The following is a 15106-nucleotide window of genomic DNA, read 5'->3' as shown; positions in this document are numbered from 1 at the left end:
TGAACACGCAAAATTCAGATAATCTCCAACTCCAATAAAGCAACGTTTTTGGAGATAATTCTTATGTTGACTAGCTATATGTTTGTATTAATGACAATGTTGATGGGTGATGAAGCGAAGCAAAACGCAAACCTTATCGAAGTAAAGGGAGCGGAGAGAGTTGACGCTCAACTTGTTGTGAAAGAATCTTTCCCTGCGCCACAAAAGTATCAATCGTGTGATAGCAATAGATGGCCCAGCTGCAAGGGAAATTCGTTTTCTGACGATCACTTTGCATCGCGTTAAATCACTATTACTATCTAACCGATGATGCTGGCTACTTTGTTGCTAATATTTCAGCAAAGGGAGCTAGCTTCTCCCCGTTTTTCCTCTAAATTTATCAATACACTTGGCTGAAGATTGAGCATTGCTCCGATCACTTTGCTGAATGGGTGTACCTCTTCTAACATATTGAATGTTTTAATTTTTTTGTCTTCTTTAATTAGGGTACACTAGCGCTCTATAATTATGATGAATACTATGTTGTACCACTCTGGTGATTAACTTTTATGTGGTATTCCTTATATACTATTATAAAGCACGTTTTTTATGTTGTTGTAATGAGCGCATTGCTCATTCCTGGAACTGAAGATTGATAAGTGACGTTTCGGCTCTCTTTACGGGTTTTGATGGATGTTGTCTGAGCAAGAAAAAAACATTGATTTCTACATCAAAGAAATAAAAAAGCTGAGCTCTAAGCACGTTAAAGTCGGTGATTACCTAGTCGATTTCGAAAAAAATCTGATCACGGCTCCCAATGGCGAAGAAACACTCTGTTCTGAGAAGTTGCTATCTTTATTAGCGCTTTTTCTGGTGAAGGATGGTGGAGTTGTCAGCCGTGATGAAGCTTTCGAAATTGTTTATAAAGGACAGCATGTTGTCGAATCTTCCTTTCGGCATCGAATTAAAGACCTGAGAGGCATCTTTGGTGATCAGCCTCCTTATCGATACATCGAAAACATCAAAGGAAAAGGGTATTTTCTAAAAGCCGACATTGAGGAAGTCGAGAAGTCTAAGGTGCAGCCATTAGAGGCCAAAGAGGTTTTGCCGCCAAGGTATAACTACTGGTTTGCCATTGCCATTGTTTTTATTTTGAGCAATGTGGTGTTAATAGCCTTGTACTTTATGACGAGGCAAGAGGTTGTTGTCAATACGACCGTTCAAGCGCCAGCAGAGCTGGTACCCCTGACTTATCATAAGGGGCACGAGATCGATCTCATTGCTTCACCTAATGGTCAGTATTTAATCTATAGCCATAAAGCCAAGGGGAGCCCTTATTGGAATCTCTATTTGAAGGACCATGCATCAGGGCAAATCAAACAACTGACGCGGGGCGAATTTTCGGATATGACGCCACGTTGGTCTACTGATGGACAATACATCACTTTTCAGCGTCGACGAGAAGCCAGTTGTGAGTATTTTAAAGCCAGATTTGATTTCGAGAATTTGACCGTTAATGACCTGAGTGTTATCGAGGGCTGCAAATTTACTTCGCCCGGAGGTTACGCTTTATTATGGAAGAATAACAACTCTGTACTATTCTCGAGCGCTGATTCTCTTTCAAAACCCATCGTCATTCATTCTAAAACCATTGGCTCTGCTCAAGAGCGATTGATTGCTGCGCCTCCGCCCGATGGCAGGGGAGATTACTTTTTCGCCCTGTCTCATGACGAAAAATCACTGGTTGTATTACGCAGTCGCCATTGGTTTGAAACCGAGCTATGGCTTTACCGAACAGATACCTGGGAAGGGCAGCTTGTGGACGCCTTTGATTTCGCTTTGTTTACTGTGGCTTGGAGTAAAGATGACACCAAGCTCATTTATCGAAATGCCGCCAATGAGATCACAGAATACAATCTTATTGATCGCAGCAAAAAGCGCCTACTCAAGCTCTCGGTCCCGTTTAAAGCGCCTTTTTTGTTAGGGCCTGATAAATCAGAAATTGGCGTTATGCTGGGGTCTATGTTTGACTCTGATATCGCTCGTATATCGGCAGACGAAACCATCGTTGAGGATATTGAGTACTCGAGTTTTAGCGAAGCCAGCCCGATTGTCTCGAATGATGGTAAGCATTTGGCCTGGCTGTCGAATCGAAGCGGCCTTTTCCAATTGTGGTACAAAGAGGCTAATGGCACACCGGTTCAGGTTACTCAGTTAGAAACTCAGAAAAAGTTTGAATCTCTTGAGTTCAGCCCTGACAGCCGTCGCATAGCAGGGACCGTTGATGGGCAATGGTTTATTGTCAATATTGATGATGTTCAATCGCTTCAGTCCTATGGATTAGACACTGGGAGAGTGCACACTCTAAGTTGGGTTGATAATGAGACTTTGTTGTTTATCAAGGTCATCGATAGTACTCGAGTGGCTGTACTCTACGATGTGACATCTGGGGCCCAACATTTTCTCAATCTGGCCGATATTCGATTTGCTCGAGCGGGTCTAAATGCAGGAGAGTTCTATTTTGTAAAAAACGAGCAGTCAGGCGTTTGGCGACATTACCAAGGAAAGGAAGAGCGGGTGTTTGAAACCAGAAGCATTATCCTGAGCCAGTTCAGCTGGACGATTTCTAATAAAGGAATTTATTTTGTTGATGATGAAAATGGGGTCGGTGTTGTACGTTTTTTTGACTTCTCAAATAAAGTGCTGACAACAACCTCAATCAAAAGTGGTTATATCGCATCCAACTTAGAAGCAGACTGGTTATATTTTGTTAAATCATCTGAGGGTAATTTTGATAATTATCTCATCAAGAGGTGATTTCTTCACGTATATATCACGACTAAGTCACACATCCCACGAAAAAATAAGATAATCTCTGGTCAAGATATGTTATTTATCTTCCTTTAAACTGACTTGGAGAGCATCATGTTTCTTAACTACTTGTTTTATATAGCCCTTTCTTTAGTATCTTCTGACTACCAAGAAGAAAAGCCAGAAAAAGAGATTGTTGCACCTGGAGATAAAACTCCTGTTATCGTGCCACTAAATAACTGTCCAACAGGGGGCAAATACCCCTATTGTGAGCATAACTAAGATATTATGCTTAAAAGCCAAGGTTTATCTTTGATAATGAAGATAAATTTTGGCTTTTGCTAGTCCCGAACAACGGCTCCTCGAACAATAAACCAGAGCTGCTGCACGACGCGTTCTTTAAGCTGTTCACGCTCGTTTTTGGTGCAATCCAAAGCTTCTGCTCCGGCATTGAAAACGATGGTCACCATGGCTTCTGCTTGCAAAAAAGCATGTTGTTCATCGACATTGTCAGTTTCGATAATGTAAGCCGTCAATTCGTCAGTAAAATGTCTGATTTCCCTTGCAACGGCATTTCGAAATGCCTTGGAAGTTCCTGAGCGCTCACGCAAAAGTAAGCGAAAAATTTGTGCGTTGTTTTCGACAAACTCCATAAACGTATCAACGGATATTTGAATCACGCCATCCTCGGTGTCTATTCGCTTACGTGCTTTACGCATTAATTGGCGCAGAGTCACACCGCATTCGTCTACCAGTGTTAATCCGAGTTCTTCCATGTCTTTAAAGTGACGATAAAAAGAGGTCGGAGCAATGCCTGCTTCTCGTGCCACTTCTCGTAAACTCAGTCCGCTAAAACTGGTTTCTGCACTCAGTTGTTTGAGTGCGGCTCGCATTATGGTTTGTCGAGTTTTTTCTTTTTGTTGTGCTCGAATACCCGTCATTGACGATTCCGTTATTCTGTTGTGTGGGTCTTTTGACCTTTTCTATTAGGGACCTCAGTATGGGCTTTCGACAAGAGAATTAAGAGGCCCAAGATAAATTCTCTCATGTTCAGACTATAGTAACAAATAGAGTTTAAGCTAACAGCTGTTCGCTCGATTGCTGATCCCTCGACAATCATCTATAATCTCGTGCAAGTGAGCTTACACGTGTTAGCTTAAACCATATAAGCTAACCGCTGCGTATAATTTTTAAACTAAAAAACGAGTTGTTCTCTGATGAAAAAGCCAAAGTTGATTTGGACCAACATATTACTCTTTTCTATTACTTCTCTGGTTGCTGTTATTGGCGTACCACTTTACGGATATCTGGTGGGCTACGATAAATATCACTGGATCGCAACCATCCTATGTTTAGGATATTGTGGTATTTCTATTACTGCGGGTTATCATCGCATGTGGTCTCATAAAGCTTACGAAGGGCATGCCATCGTACGAGTGATATGGGCTATAGGCGGTGCTTTTGCACTCCAGAACAGCGCTTTGCATTGGGCTTCGGATCACCGCATTCACCATCGTCATGTTGATGACAACGATAAAGATCCTTATTCAGCCAAAAGAGGTTTCTGGTTCTCTCATATTGGTTGGATGTTACGTGAGTATCAGGCACATCGTTATGACAACTATGACAACGTACCGGATATGCTGCGCGACCCGATTGTGATGTGGCAACACCGCCACTACCTGACATTAGCGCTTATTACCAACTTAGGCATTCCTTTATTGATTGGTATTATTCATGGCGATGTGATTGGCATGTTGTTAACGGCTGGTGTATTACGTTTAGTGATAAGCCATCATGCCACTTTCTTTATCAATTCTTTGGCGCATATCTGGGGCAATCAGCCCTATACCGATCAAAATACTGCGCGAGATAATGGTTTTCTGGCCTTTTTGACTTACGGTGAGGGTTATCATAATTTTCATCATCTGTTTCAGTTTGATTATCGTAATGGCATTCGCTGGTGGCACTTTGATCCTACCAAGTGGTTGATCAAATCCATGAGTTGGGTTGGGTTGGCTAAAAACTTGCGACGTTGTGATGATATTCGTATCGAAAAAGCGAAAGCGGCCAGACTGTTTGAAATTTCATCAAAAAAATTGACTCAACTTCCTGATAAAGAAGAGCTACTACAACGTTTAAAAGATGAGTACGAAAACTACACAGCGCATTTGTCTGAGTTTTATACCGTCAAAAAACAATGGCTTGAAGTTAAGAAAGACGAGTTAGTTAAAAACTACGAAAAAACCAAAGTTATGCAGCAATATATGGAACTTAAGCGACGACTCCAGGAAGAGCGTGAAAATTGGCGCTTGTTGCACCAACAAATACAGGTTGCGGCTTAGAGCCTTAAGATAGTAACGACCGTTTTTATTCAACGAGGATAAAAACGGTCGCTAAAAATATCGGTTACAGAAGGACTATCTGCTTATTTAAAAACACAATGCTTGGCAAAATCTTTTCCTTCGTTTAGTGTCCATTCGCCTTTTGGTTTTTCTTTCATTTTCTTACACCACTTTTCGCTACCTACTTCAGGTTCGCAAGCTGCAAGCAAAAACAGACTCGCAATAACGCTGATGACTTTTATTGATTTCATTTTATATCCTTGTTAATTGGCAATTAATTATGATGTGATTATACGCTGTTCAAGTCGACACAGAAAAGAGGTTAATCGAGTAGGCTAAAGTGAACTGACTCACATAATACAAAGGTAATCCAATGACTCGGTAATACCAGCGTGGTGGTTTAAATCGGTTGAGCGCGACAAACATATCCGACACTGCAAAGGTAATGGCCGCGATAGCAATAATGATTTGTTCGCTCTTAACAGAGCCTGAGGCTGTGGCCACCATTAAGGCAAGAACCGCCATGTAAATACCAACAGGAATTTTTAAAGAGTTTGATAAATCGGGCAATAACCAGCGATAAAAGGGTAGAAAAACTATCAGTGCAACAAGAACACTAATGGTCAAATGCATGAGTGTAGGGGTTAATTGAACAAAGGCATAGATATAGGCCAGATGCCCCAGTAGAAAAGCCAACATGCCTGCCATAAAAGCCAGTTTATGTTTTATGCTCAGGCACACATCTCCGATGGTTCCCAAGATGAGTGCAGCTATAACCCAATGGCCGTATTCTGATGGTGCAAGGTTCAGCTGTTCTAAGCCGAAGCCAATCATGGTGAGCGACGCGGCAGCTTTTGTCACAGCTGCCCATATCGTTTTTTGGCGGTAAGATAAAAATAAAGTCGCAATGACTAAAACAATGGCAGCAAGAGGCCAGTAACTCATGAAAATACCATCCTATAACCGGAACTATAAGCCAGATAAATGATGTGATAAAAGGTCGTTCATCCGGCTCTTTATTATTATATCGGCAGCCTGTTACTACGCTTTTTTTAGCTGATTACATCGGAGCATTCAGTAGACTGGTTGTCTCTTCGAGTAATTGCTTACGTTTAAAGATGAAGTGTCGTTTACGTCCGCCAACCTGGCGCCATAAAACGATGCCACGAACCGCAGCTAACAAAATAGCCCGAATTTTATTTTGGTGAGATTGAGCCTGAAGTATCGAAGGCTCTCCCTTTACCTGGATCCGTAAGGGTAACGTCGAAATGCTTTGGCTATAGGCATCTGCCATTGAGGCCAAAACGGCGGGTGAACCAATCGATTCAAACTCTGCCAGACGCTTAACTTGAGTGATACGAGTGCCAAGTATTTCTTGAACTTCTCGATTGCGTGAGAACGCTTTTTCGATAGATACCAGACTGGCCAGATAACGGCCTAACTCCAGTTGTTGGTTATTACCTGGATTACCTAACTGTGCCGCCAGCAGGTTGAGCCCTGTGGTTAAGTTAGCAGGCCCTTTATAAATGGTGTTGACGTTATCTGAGTCAATGACCAGAACACTTTCTAACAGGGGAAGGTATTCGGCTTCGTCAGATTGGCCTGTCCAGGCAATTTTATTAACTTGGTGAATGGCCTGGGCTGTCGCTGCCAGTGCCAATACAATTGCTTCCATAAATTAACTTTCTTTTATAATCGATTCGATAATACCGCCACCCAGGCAGAATTCATTGTGATAAAAAACCACTGATTGGCCTGGTGTCACGGCTCTTTGTGGATCATCAAAATCCACTTGCCATTCGGTCTCATTTATCTGGGTAACACGGCAAGGAACATCCTGCTGGCGATAGCGAACTTTTGCGGTACAGTTCATTGGGCTCTCTGGTGCTTTACGAGCTACCCAGTCAAGTTGCGAGCATATTAGCCCTTTGCTCATTAAACGCGGATGCGCATGTCCTTGACCCACAATCAGGGTATTTTTTTCGACGTCTTTATCGACCACATACCAAGGCTCGTCAGACGCATCTTTCTTACCGCCTATACCAATGCCTTTACGTTGTCCCAAGGTGTGGAACATAAGCCCTTGGTGCTCACCAATAACAGCGCCTGTATCATCTTCGATAGGGCCTGGCTGTGCTGGCAAAAAACGCTCCAGAAAATCTTTGAATTTACGCTCTCCGATAAAGCAGATGCCTGTGCTGTCTTTTTTGCGGGCGTTTAAGAAGCCTTGCTCCTCGGCAATACGACGTACTTCAGGCTTGGCAATTTCACCAACCGGAAACAAAGTTTTTGCCAATTGCTCCTGTCCGAGAGTGTACAAAAAGTAGCTTTGATCTTTATTGTCATCCAGGCCGCGCAACATAAACTGTTGGCCTTCGATTTCTTGACGACGGGTATAGTGGCCTGTGGCGATGTAGTCTGCGCCCAGATGCATGGCGAAATCCAGAAACGCTTTAAACTTAATTTCTTTGTTGCACATAATATCGGGATTGGGGGTGCGACCCGCGCGATATTCCTGCAAAAAGTACTCGAAGACGCGATCCCAGTATTCTGCTGCAAAGTTAACCGTATGCAGCTCGATGCCCAAACGGTCACAAACGGCCTGAGCATCTTCCAGATCTTCGGCGGCCGAGCAATATTCGTCGGTATCGTCTTCTTCCCAGTTTTTCATAAACAGGCCTTCTACCTGATAGCCTTGCTGAAGCAGAAGATAGGCCGAGACGGAGGAGTCGACACCTCCAGACATACCGATAATAACTTTTTGTGATTGGCTCATTGAATGATGTACTACTTACCAATGACTGATTGAGGCAGGCGATTATAACACACTTCGGCCAGGTTCAACTCATCAGAACAAAAATGAAACTGGTCGAGAGAATAACGTTTGCCGCAGAGGTAGTCATCCAGACATTGCAGAACCAGTGCACTGCGCAGACTGCGTCCTAGCGCGCAAATGTCTTCGATGGTTTTCCAGTGAGTAGCGAGGATATCGCTATCAATCGGGGAGGGTTCTTGTTGGTCTGGGGTGGTCCCATAGAAACAGAAACGCAAATAATGTTTGCCGTTGGTGGCCGGGCTAAGAAAGTAATTACCAATCAAATATTCTGGCGTAAAGCTCAGGCCAGTTTCTTCGTGCACTTCGCGAATTACAGCGTCAATAATGGACTCATTGGGATCAACATGGCCAGCAGGCTGATTGTAGACAATATCGCCTCGACTGCTTTTTTCTTCGACGAGAAGGTACTTGCCATCGCGCTCAATAACGGCTGCAACGGTAACGTGAATATCCAGCATAAAGTATCCTAAATATCATAAGATCATTAAACTAATGAGTAATCGCCAGGCTGTAAATCACCCAGCGACCATTGGCCTATCTTGTAACGAATCAAACGTAGGGTAGGGTGACCTACGGCTGCGGTCATACGTCTCACCTGGCGGTTGCGGCCTTCGCGCAATGTGAGTTCCAGCCAACAGGTAGGAATGTTTTTGCGCTCGCGAATGGGAGGATGGCGGTCCCATACAGGAGGTTCATCCATAAGCCGTACTTTGGCAGGGCGGGTCATACCATCTTTAAGTTCTACGCCCTGTTCCAGCGCGGCCAGAGCCGCTGAGTCGGGGATGCGCTCAACTTGTACCCAGTAGACTTTGTCTTGTTTAAAATTGGGGTGAGCAATACGGTGTTGTAACTTACCGTCATTGGTCAAAACTAACAAACCTTCGGAGTCTTTATCTAGCCGTCCAGCTGCATAGACGCCTTTGATGTCAATATAGTCGGCTAGAGTAGAATCACCTGCTTCGCCAGTGAATTGGCAGAGGGTATTAAACGGCTTGTTAAAGAGAACTATCTTGCGTGATGATTGATGACTCATAAGAGTGTTGTCTAAAATTTAGTCTATACTTCAAACCCATCCAGAAGCGTTATTGTAACTCGCGTCATTCATTCACGTTAATAAAATCTTAACAAAACTCATAATGAAATGATGAGAGTCTTATATTCCAAATACATTAAGTGGTACTCAGTTAGAGAAATATGCTCAGTTAATAACCTTGTTGCTCAAAAGTGGGAGGATTACTCGCTTCAAGAGCCATAAAAAACGGTTTTTTGCAGCCGTTTGAGAGAGGGCTGAGTGCAGCCATGGGTTGTGCAGTGCAGAGTTCAGCATTTTAGCGTATAATGTGCGCCGCCCATTTAACCGGATGTGAAGGTTAAGGCCGCATACCTGTGTGACATACCAACTGATTTTCATCTTGTCTCACGCCGCTGTGCCGAAACCCTAAGATTATATTTCGTTGACTCGTTTAACTTAGGAAAAACAATGACAACATCAAAAATTATTTACACACTTACCGACGAAGCACCCGCGTTAGCTACGCAATCATTACTTCCTATCATCAAAGCTTTTACTCAAGCTGCTGGTATCGACGTTGAAACTCGCGATATCTCTTTAGCTGGCCGAATCATCGCTAACTTTCCTGAGAAATTAACCGACGACCAAAAGATTTCTGATGCCTTAGCAGAGTTAGGCGAAATGGCGAAAACGCCAGAAGCTAACATCATTAAGCTGCCTAACATCAGTGCATCGATTCCGCAAATGCAAGCGGCAATCAAAGAATTACAAGCGCAAGGTTTTGACTTACCTGATTACCCAGAAGAGCCAGCCACTGACGCTGAAGTAGACGCCAAAGCTCGCTACGACAAAATTAAAGGCAGCGCAGTAAACCCAGTATTGCGAGAGGGTAACTCTGATCGTCGAGCGCCTTCATCGGTTAAACAATATGCAAAGAAAAATCCTCACTCAATGGGTGAGTGGGTTGCTGACTCTAAGTCACACGTTGCGCACATGCCTTCTGGTGATTTTTACGGCAGCGAAAAGTCGATGACCGTTGCTGAAGCAGGTGATGCAAAGATCGAATTTGTTGCAGCCGACGGTGCCGTGACTGTATTAAAAGAAAAGACGCCATTACAAGCAGGTGAAGTGATTGACGCTGCGGTAATGAGTGCAAAAACATTACGTGAGTTTTTGGCGGCAGAAATTAAAGATGCGAAAGAGCAAGATGTGTTGTTCTCACTGCACTTAAAAGCCACCATGATGAAGGTGTCTGATCCAATTTTATTTGGACACGTTGTGAGTGTTTTCTACGCGCCTGTTTTAGAAAAACACGCTGCTGTTTTTGAAGAGCTTGGTGTTGATGTCAACAATGGTATCGGCGACGTTTACAGCAAAATCCAAAGCTTGCCACAAGCAAAGCGCGAAGAAATCGAAGCGGATATTAAAGCGGTTTATGCTGATCGTCCTCGTTTGGCGATGGTAGATTCTGATCGCGGTATCACTAACCTTCATGTTCCTAGTGACGTTATCATTGATGCGTCTATGCCTGCAGCTATTCGCTCATCAGGTAAAATGTGGGGCCCTGATGGTCAGTTGCATGATACAAAAGCGGTTATCCCTGATCGTTGTTACGCTGGTGTGTATCAAGAAACGATTAACTTCTGTAAAGAAAATGGTGCTTTTGATCCTCGCACCATGGGAACGATTCCTAACGTTGGCTTAATGGCTCAAAAAGCCGAAGAGTATGGCTCTCACGATAAAACCTTCCAGATGTCTGGAGCGGGTACTGTTCGTGTTGTGGATCACAAAGGCGATACTTTGTTGGAGCAAAACGTTGAAGCCGGCGATATCTTCAGAATGTGCCAGGTAAAAGACGCGCCGATTCAAGATTGGGTTAAGCTTGCCGTTTCACGTGCTCGCGCCACAGGTTCTCCTGCTGTGTTCTGGTTAGATGCAAATCGTGCACACGATGCGCAATTAATCGCAAAGGTAAACGCCTACTTGCCACAGCATGACACTGATGGCTTAGAGATCCACATCAAAGCACCTGTTGAAGCGACTCGCTTCTCTCTTGAGCGCATGAAAGCTGGTCAAGATACTATCTCTGTAACGGGTAACGTATTGCGTGATTACTTAACGGATCTATTCCCAATTCTTGAACTGGGAACCAGTGCAAAGATGCTGTCGGTTGTTCCATTGATGAACGGTGGCGGATTGTTTGAAACCGGTGCGGGTGGTTCTGCTCCTAAGCACGTTCAACAGTTCGAAAAAGAAACTCACTTGCGTTGGGATTCATTAGGCGAATTTTTAGCCTTGGCAGCGTCACTTGAGCATCTGAGTAATGTGACAAGTAATGCAAAAGCCTTAGTGTTATCAGAGACTTTAGATGCTGCAACAGGCAAATTCTTGGACAACAACAAGTCACCTTCACGTAAAGTGGGTGAATTAGATAACCGTGGTAGCCACTTCTATTTGGCAATGTATTGGGCACAAGCGTTAGCTGAGCAATCGAAAGATGCTGAGCTGCAATCACGCTTTGCTGGCTTGGCCAAAACCTTGACCGATAACGAAGACAAGATCGTTAACGAGTTAAACACGGCTCAGGGTCCTTCTGTGGATCTTGCGGGTTACTATCGTCCAGACTTGGCTTTAGTTGCTAAAGCGATGCGTCCAAGCGAAACATTCAATGTTGCGCTGGAAGCTATTGAAAAGTAATTCGGATTTACTTTTTAAACACAAACCCCAAGCTTTTCCTTGGGGTTTGTTGCTTTTCTAGGATAGTTTTACTCTTTTTCTCTCATATTCAGCGCAATCGAGCATACCTTCTTATTTTCTGCATATCTTAACTTTCCTTTTTTAAATTTATAAAAAACTGCAACTATTTAGTGCAGGCCGTTACCAATACTTAAATTGTGGTTAAATATAAGGAAACAAGACTATGCATACTGTTGGTACTCCTGTGCTTAATTCGTCTCAGGAAATTCAAGGAGTTAACATCGAAGAAGCTCAACCTTTGGTACTCGATGAAGTTGAACCCAAATATCACCACCTTGACGTAGAGACGGAATTACCTACCTTTACTCAGAAGCAAAAGTATCATTTGTTGGCTCAGAGCAATGTTCACTTGCGAAAAATGGAAAGCCTCTATTCTCGGGCGAATGAAAATCTTCAGAGAGCAGAGTCGACCTCGCAAGAAATATCTAAGTTGAAAAGCCAGATACAGCAAAACTTATCAACCATCAGCAGTTTGGAAAGCAAAAGCCCATCTGTTTCAAAGGAAACGGTTGGTACATCTCAGCAAAACTCCAATGAGTCAGAGTTGAAGGCTTCACAGTTAAAAAGCGAAAACATTCAGCTGGATAAAAAGATTCAGGAGTTAACCAAGTTAGAGAGTCAGCTGAGGAATGAAGCTGAATCCTTGTGCTCTTTAGCAAAAACAGAACAGCTAGCTATTAAAAAATTAGAGCAAGAAGTGGAAACGGGCTCTAACACTCCAAGATTAACCTTTCAGGGTATTGGACAAACGCAACTGAATCTTGCTGTTGATACGGAAGTGACACACGGAAATGATTTGCAGCAGCTGGTTGGGTTCCCACGTTCAGGGCATATGACTCCCAGAAGTCAGATTCCTATGTTTTCGTTGCTTCACAAAGAAAATGCAACGCTGGCCTTAAATGGATTAAGTGGAACCGAACTCAAACACTTTGAGACGTTACTAGAGAAGGCTGAGACTGCTGGTGGAAGTTCGGACGATATTAATGCTCGTAAAATGATCTTGTATAAAGGTCTTGCTTCGCAGTGTGCTTCATTCAATTCGATTAATGCATCATTACGTAATGAGGCAATGGAGCGAATGGATGCCCTGGCTGGAATGTTAGAAGGCATGAATAATTCCGAAATATGCGATCGTTTTTCTGTGATTAATCACGGTGGTTTGACCCGAGAGCCGATTGTAAAAATGGAAAATACATTAAAGGAAAATGTTGTTCCAAATTCTGGGCTTGGGAGCATGCAACAGTTTGAAGGGGGATGTGGACCAACATCACTGTTGACGTTATTAGCCGAGAATGATCCTTTTCTTGCGGCTCAGTTGACTGACCCCAAAACGGGACAAGAAACTTCGCTTAAATTCGAAAGTGATATGTGGGAAAAAGTGAAAGGCCCTGGGCTTGATGGATTAAAGATAGATGCCTTAAAAGTCGATGAAAGCGATTACAAGGTAATTAAGAATGCCTCGCAGAAAATCAGTGAAAGCAATTTAAAAGGCCATCAAGATTTGATGAAATATCTTGAAACCGCTCACAACACTGACATCGAGTTAAGTAACGAGGCTCTACAACAAATTGAATCTTTAAAACTGGTTGATGAGGGGGTATTAGAGCCCGTAATCGATCACTTATTAGATGTATTAGAGCAGAAGCGTCCTGTCAATGACGGAATGTCAATTGGTGGAGACATCGCTATCGCGACGTTGCTTTCTGATCATCAGCAGGAGATAGGCCTAACTCAATTTAAGAAAGAAGACATTTCTGGAGATTATTCAAAAACTGAAAAGTTCTACAAGAAATGTGAGTTAAGACAGGATATGAAACCTAAGCTTGAGTCTAGAATATCAGGGTTTAGTCCTTATAAGGCTGAGACTTTGGCTAGCCAGGCAGGAAAAGGTATCAACTCTATTTTTTCTACCAGCGGACACTATATGTGTGTGGTGGGTGTTTCAGATAGAATTTATCAAGCCCCTCTTAATGGAGTAGATACCAACCCTAATCGCTACAATTTTATGATTCATGATCCAGGAACTGGTAAGACAGCCCAGTTCTCGGAACAAGAACTCAGAGATTCCGACGGAATCGGCGCTCTGTTTGTTGAAAGATTTGGCTGGGAAGGAGGGCAGGATTTAGCCTCATTTATTTCTACAGACATTCAGTAGGGTTATTGTTTTGTTCTGTGTCAGAGAGTTTGAGCTTTTTGCCTAAACTCTCTGGCATTTATTTATACTTGGGATTTTTGATAACTTTTAGTTATTTAAATATTCTTAATTATTTTGTTTTGCAATTAGTAAAAAAGTCTTAATTATTTTTTCTGTAATTTAATAAATGATGCTGCGCACACAAAGCTACGATAACTTTTTTATAATCATGAAAATTTTGCTTTGCTTACAAAACGAACGGTGATGAAAGAATTATTCATTAAGAATTCAGGAGTAAAAAATCGATTGGAATTGTTTAGGCAAAAGAAGAGCAAAGCCCCTGATAAGGGGCTTCATGGGTTGTTAAACCTTTGTAAGCCGTTTTAGCTTTTTGAAATCAAGTGTCGGTTTGATTCTCCCTAGGAACCAACTCTGATGCATGGAGTCCTTTGGGTCCCTCTGTTATTTCAAAAGCAACTTCTTGACCTGCTTTTAAACTACGATATCCATCCATCTCAATGGTAGAGTAATGAACGAACACATCATCACCACCCGCTTCTGGGCGAATAAAACCATAACCTTTGGCGTTGTTAAACCATTTAACAGTTCCCGTAGGCATACGTCTTTTCCTCTGTCCACAATCAGTAATACATCTCGAATAGCGCTAACTTATTGTTGTAGAATACGCTTTCAAGAACCAAAACAATGTTTTGCACAAAAAATAGTCTCTGTCAAGTTTTCAACCAACTTCGACTTGAAATGACTATCAATCAACCCCAATAATGAAGATAATAGTCTCTGAGCCAGAATACTTGTGAGTCGATCACAAAATAGAGCAATTTTTGATTAATAAACTAAGATCAATAATATGAGTCACGAAAATGAGAGCGATTGGGACATCGATCACGGTGTCGCTACCCAGGAATCGGAACCTGAGGTAAAACCGCCGCCGATGTATAAAGTCGTATTACTAAATGACGACTTCACGCCGATGGACTTCGTAGTCGAGGTACTCATGAAGTTTTTCGGTAAGCATAAAGAACAAGCCACTAAAGTTATGCTACAAATACATTATGAAGGTAAAGGTATTTGTGGAGTGTTTCGCAGCGAAATTGCGGAAATGAAGGTGATGCAGGTGAACGAGTTTTCTCGCACGAACCAGCATCCATTACTCTGCATCATGGAAGAAGAGTGAGTTGTTTTGTCGTAGTTGAGTGGAAAAGTAAGGGGTT

Annotated in this window: 15 protein-coding genes; 7 read left to right on the top strand and 8 right to left on the bottom strand. The window is 42.7% G+C overall.

The genetic code is table 11. The features are described 5' to 3' along the window. Positions 1 to 63 precede the first annotated feature (63 nt). The 3 genes from NH399_RS00575 to NH399_RS00565 all read left to right on the top strand — a co-directional run bounded on the left by NH399_RS00575 (position 64) and on the right by NH399_RS00565 (position 3072). Complete coding sequence (locus NH399_RS00575) at positions 64 to 285, top strand: hypothetical protein (RefSeq protein ID WP_253036462.1); 222 nt, start codon at positions 64 to 66, stop codon at positions 283 to 285. Between the two features lie 387 nt (positions 286 to 672). Then, positions 673 to 2796 (top strand): winged helix-turn-helix domain-containing protein, encoded by a 2124-nt coding sequence (locus tag NH399_RS00570; protein WP_253036461.1) that lies wholly within the window; start codon positions 673 to 675, stop codon positions 2794 to 2796. A gap of 108 nt (positions 2797 to 2904) precedes the next feature. Next, positions 2905 to 3072, top strand: a complete 168-nt coding sequence (locus NH399_RS00565; protein WP_253036460.1) for a hypothetical protein — start codon at positions 2905 to 2907, stop codon at positions 3070 to 3072. A 59-nt stretch (positions 3073 to 3131) separates the two neighbouring features. Here NH399_RS00565 and fabR read toward each other — a convergent pair whose 3' ends face one another. Next, positions 3132 to 3731 carry an HTH-type transcriptional repressor FabR gene (gene fabR / locus NH399_RS00560; RefSeq protein WP_253036459.1) on the bottom strand — a complete coding sequence of 200 codons (600 nt, stop codon included), beginning with the start codon at positions 3729 to 3731 and terminating at the stop codon, positions 3132 to 3134. Positions 3732 to 4007: 276 nt separating this feature from the next. Here fabR and NH399_RS00555 point away from each other — a divergent pair, with 276 nt between their 5' ends. Next, positions 4008 to 5135, top strand: a complete 1128-nt coding sequence (locus tag NH399_RS00555; protein ID WP_253036458.1) for a fatty acid desaturase — start codon at positions 4008 to 4010, stop codon at positions 5133 to 5135. Between the two features lie 83 nt (positions 5136 to 5218). On the opposite strand, the gene NH399_RS00550 is transcribed toward NH399_RS00555, so the two are convergent. The 6 genes from NH399_RS00550 to NH399_RS00525 all read right to left on the bottom strand — a co-directional run bounded on the left by NH399_RS00550 (position 5219) and on the right by NH399_RS00525 (position 9004). Continuing rightward, positions 5219 to 5386 (bottom strand): DUF3012 domain-containing protein, encoded by a 168-nt coding sequence (locus tag NH399_RS00550; RefSeq protein WP_253036457.1) that lies wholly within the window; start codon positions 5384 to 5386, stop codon positions 5219 to 5221. A gap of 49 nt (positions 5387 to 5435) precedes the next feature. Further along, entirely contained in the window at positions 5436 to 6080 is a 645-nt protein-coding gene (locus NH399_RS00545; RefSeq protein ID WP_253036456.1) for a lysoplasmalogenase, read from the bottom strand. Positions 6081 to 6195: 115 nt separating this feature from the next. After that, positions 6196 to 6810 carry a high frequency lysogenization protein HflD gene (hflD, locus tag NH399_RS00540; protein ID WP_253036455.1) on the bottom strand — a complete coding sequence of 205 codons (615 nt, stop codon included), beginning with the start codon at positions 6808 to 6810 and terminating at the stop codon, positions 6196 to 6198. Positions 6811 to 6813: 3 nt separating this feature from the next. Continuing rightward, positions 6814 to 7911 (bottom strand): tRNA 2-thiouridine(34) synthase MnmA, encoded by a 1098-nt coding sequence (mnmA, locus tag NH399_RS00535; protein ID WP_253036454.1) that lies wholly within the window; start codon positions 7909 to 7911, stop codon positions 6814 to 6816. Between the two features lie 11 nt (positions 7912 to 7922). Then, entirely contained in the window at positions 7923 to 8429 is a 507-nt protein-coding gene (locus NH399_RS00530; RefSeq protein ID WP_253036453.1) for an NUDIX hydrolase, read from the bottom strand. Between the two features lie 26 nt (positions 8430 to 8455). Continuing rightward, positions 8456 to 9004, bottom strand: coding sequence for a pseudouridine synthase (locus NH399_RS00525; protein ID WP_253036452.1), 549 nt, complete (start codon positions 9002 to 9004; stop codon positions 8456 to 8458). A 447-nt stretch (positions 9005 to 9451) separates the two neighbouring features. Between NH399_RS00525 and NH399_RS00520 the strand changes: the two genes are divergently transcribed. Both NH399_RS00520 and NH399_RS00515 read left to right on the top strand, forming a co-directional pair. Next, complete coding sequence (locus NH399_RS00520; RefSeq protein ID WP_253036451.1) at positions 9452 to 11680, top strand: NADP-dependent isocitrate dehydrogenase; 2229 nt, start codon at positions 9452 to 9454, stop codon at positions 11678 to 11680. Between the two features lie 223 nt (positions 11681 to 11903). Then, entirely contained in the window at positions 11904 to 13895 is a 1992-nt protein-coding gene (locus tag NH399_RS00515; protein WP_253036450.1) for a hypothetical protein, read from the top strand. 376 nt (positions 13896 to 14271) lie between these two features. Here the strand turns inward: NH399_RS00515 and cspD are convergent, their stop codons facing one another. Next, positions 14272 to 14493: a cold shock domain-containing protein CspD gene (gene cspD, locus NH399_RS00510; protein WP_253036449.1), complete on the bottom strand. Its 222-nt coding sequence runs from the start codon at positions 14491 to 14493 to the stop codon at positions 14272 to 14274. 249 nt (positions 14494 to 14742) lie between these two features. Here cspD and clpS point away from each other — a divergent pair, with 249 nt between their 5' ends. After that, positions 14743 to 15069, top strand: a complete 327-nt coding sequence (gene clpS / locus NH399_RS00505) for an ATP-dependent Clp protease adapter ClpS (RefSeq protein WP_256489179.1) — start codon at positions 14743 to 14745, stop codon at positions 15067 to 15069. The last annotated feature ends 37 nt before the right edge of the window (positions 15070 to 15106 follow it).

The organism is Pleionea sp. CnH1-48 (assembly GCF_024124665.1).
Taxonomy (GTDB): Bacteria; Pseudomonadota; Gammaproteobacteria; order Enterobacterales; family Kangiellaceae; genus JAMXSB01.
This window is presented reverse-complemented; position numbering and strand designations above follow the sequence as displayed.

Bases quoted from the DNA above. Each gene is read 5' to 3' on its own strand.
- NH399_RS00575 (WP_253036462.1), top strand. From the start codon at position 64: ATGTTGACTAGCTATATGTTTGTATTAATGACAATGTTGATGGGTGAT.
- NH399_RS00570 (WP_253036461.1), top strand. From the start codon at position 673: ATGTTGTCTGAGCAAGAAAAAAACATTGATTTCTACATCAAAGAAATA.
- NH399_RS00565 (WP_253036460.1), top strand. From the start codon at position 2,905: ATGTTTCTTAACTACTTGTTTTATATAGCCCTTTCTTTAGTATCTTCT.
- fabR (WP_253036459.1), bottom strand. From the start codon at position 3,731: ATGACGGGTATTCGAGCACAACAAAAAGAAAAAACTCGACAAACCATA.
- NH399_RS00555 (WP_253036458.1), top strand. From the start codon at position 4,008: ATGAAAAAGCCAAAGTTGATTTGGACCAACATATTACTCTTTTCTATT.
- NH399_RS00550 (WP_253036457.1), bottom strand. From the start codon at position 5,386: ATGAAATCAATAAAAGTCATCAGCGTTATTGCGAGTCTGTTTTTGCTT.
- NH399_RS00545 (WP_253036456.1), bottom strand. From the start codon at position 6,080: ATGAGTTACTGGCCTCTTGCTGCCATTGTTTTAGTCATTGCGACTTTA.
- hflD (WP_253036455.1), bottom strand. From the start codon at position 6,810: ATGGAAGCAATTGTATTGGCACTGGCAGCGACAGCCCAGGCCATTCAC.
- mnmA (WP_253036454.1), bottom strand. From the start codon at position 7,911: ATGAGCCAATCACAAAAAGTTATTATCGGTATGTCTGGAGGTGTCGAC.
- NH399_RS00530 (WP_253036453.1), bottom strand. From the start codon at position 8,429: ATGCTGGATATTCACGTTACCGTTGCAGCCGTTATTGAGCGCGATGGC.
- NH399_RS00525 (WP_253036452.1), bottom strand. From the start codon at position 9,004: ATGAGTCATCAATCATCACGCAAGATAGTTCTCTTTAACAAGCCGTTT.
- NH399_RS00520 (WP_253036451.1), top strand. From the start codon at position 9,452: ATGACAACATCAAAAATTATTTACACACTTACCGACGAAGCACCCGCG.
- NH399_RS00515 (WP_253036450.1), top strand. From the start codon at position 11,904: ATGCATACTGTTGGTACTCCTGTGCTTAATTCGTCTCAGGAAATTCAA.
- cspD (WP_253036449.1), bottom strand. From the start codon at position 14,493: ATGCCTACGGGAACTGTTAAATGGTTTAACAACGCCAAAGGTTATGGT.
- clpS (WP_256489179.1), top strand. From the start codon at position 14,743: ATGAGTCACGAAAATGAGAGCGATTGGGACATCGATCACGGTGTCGCT.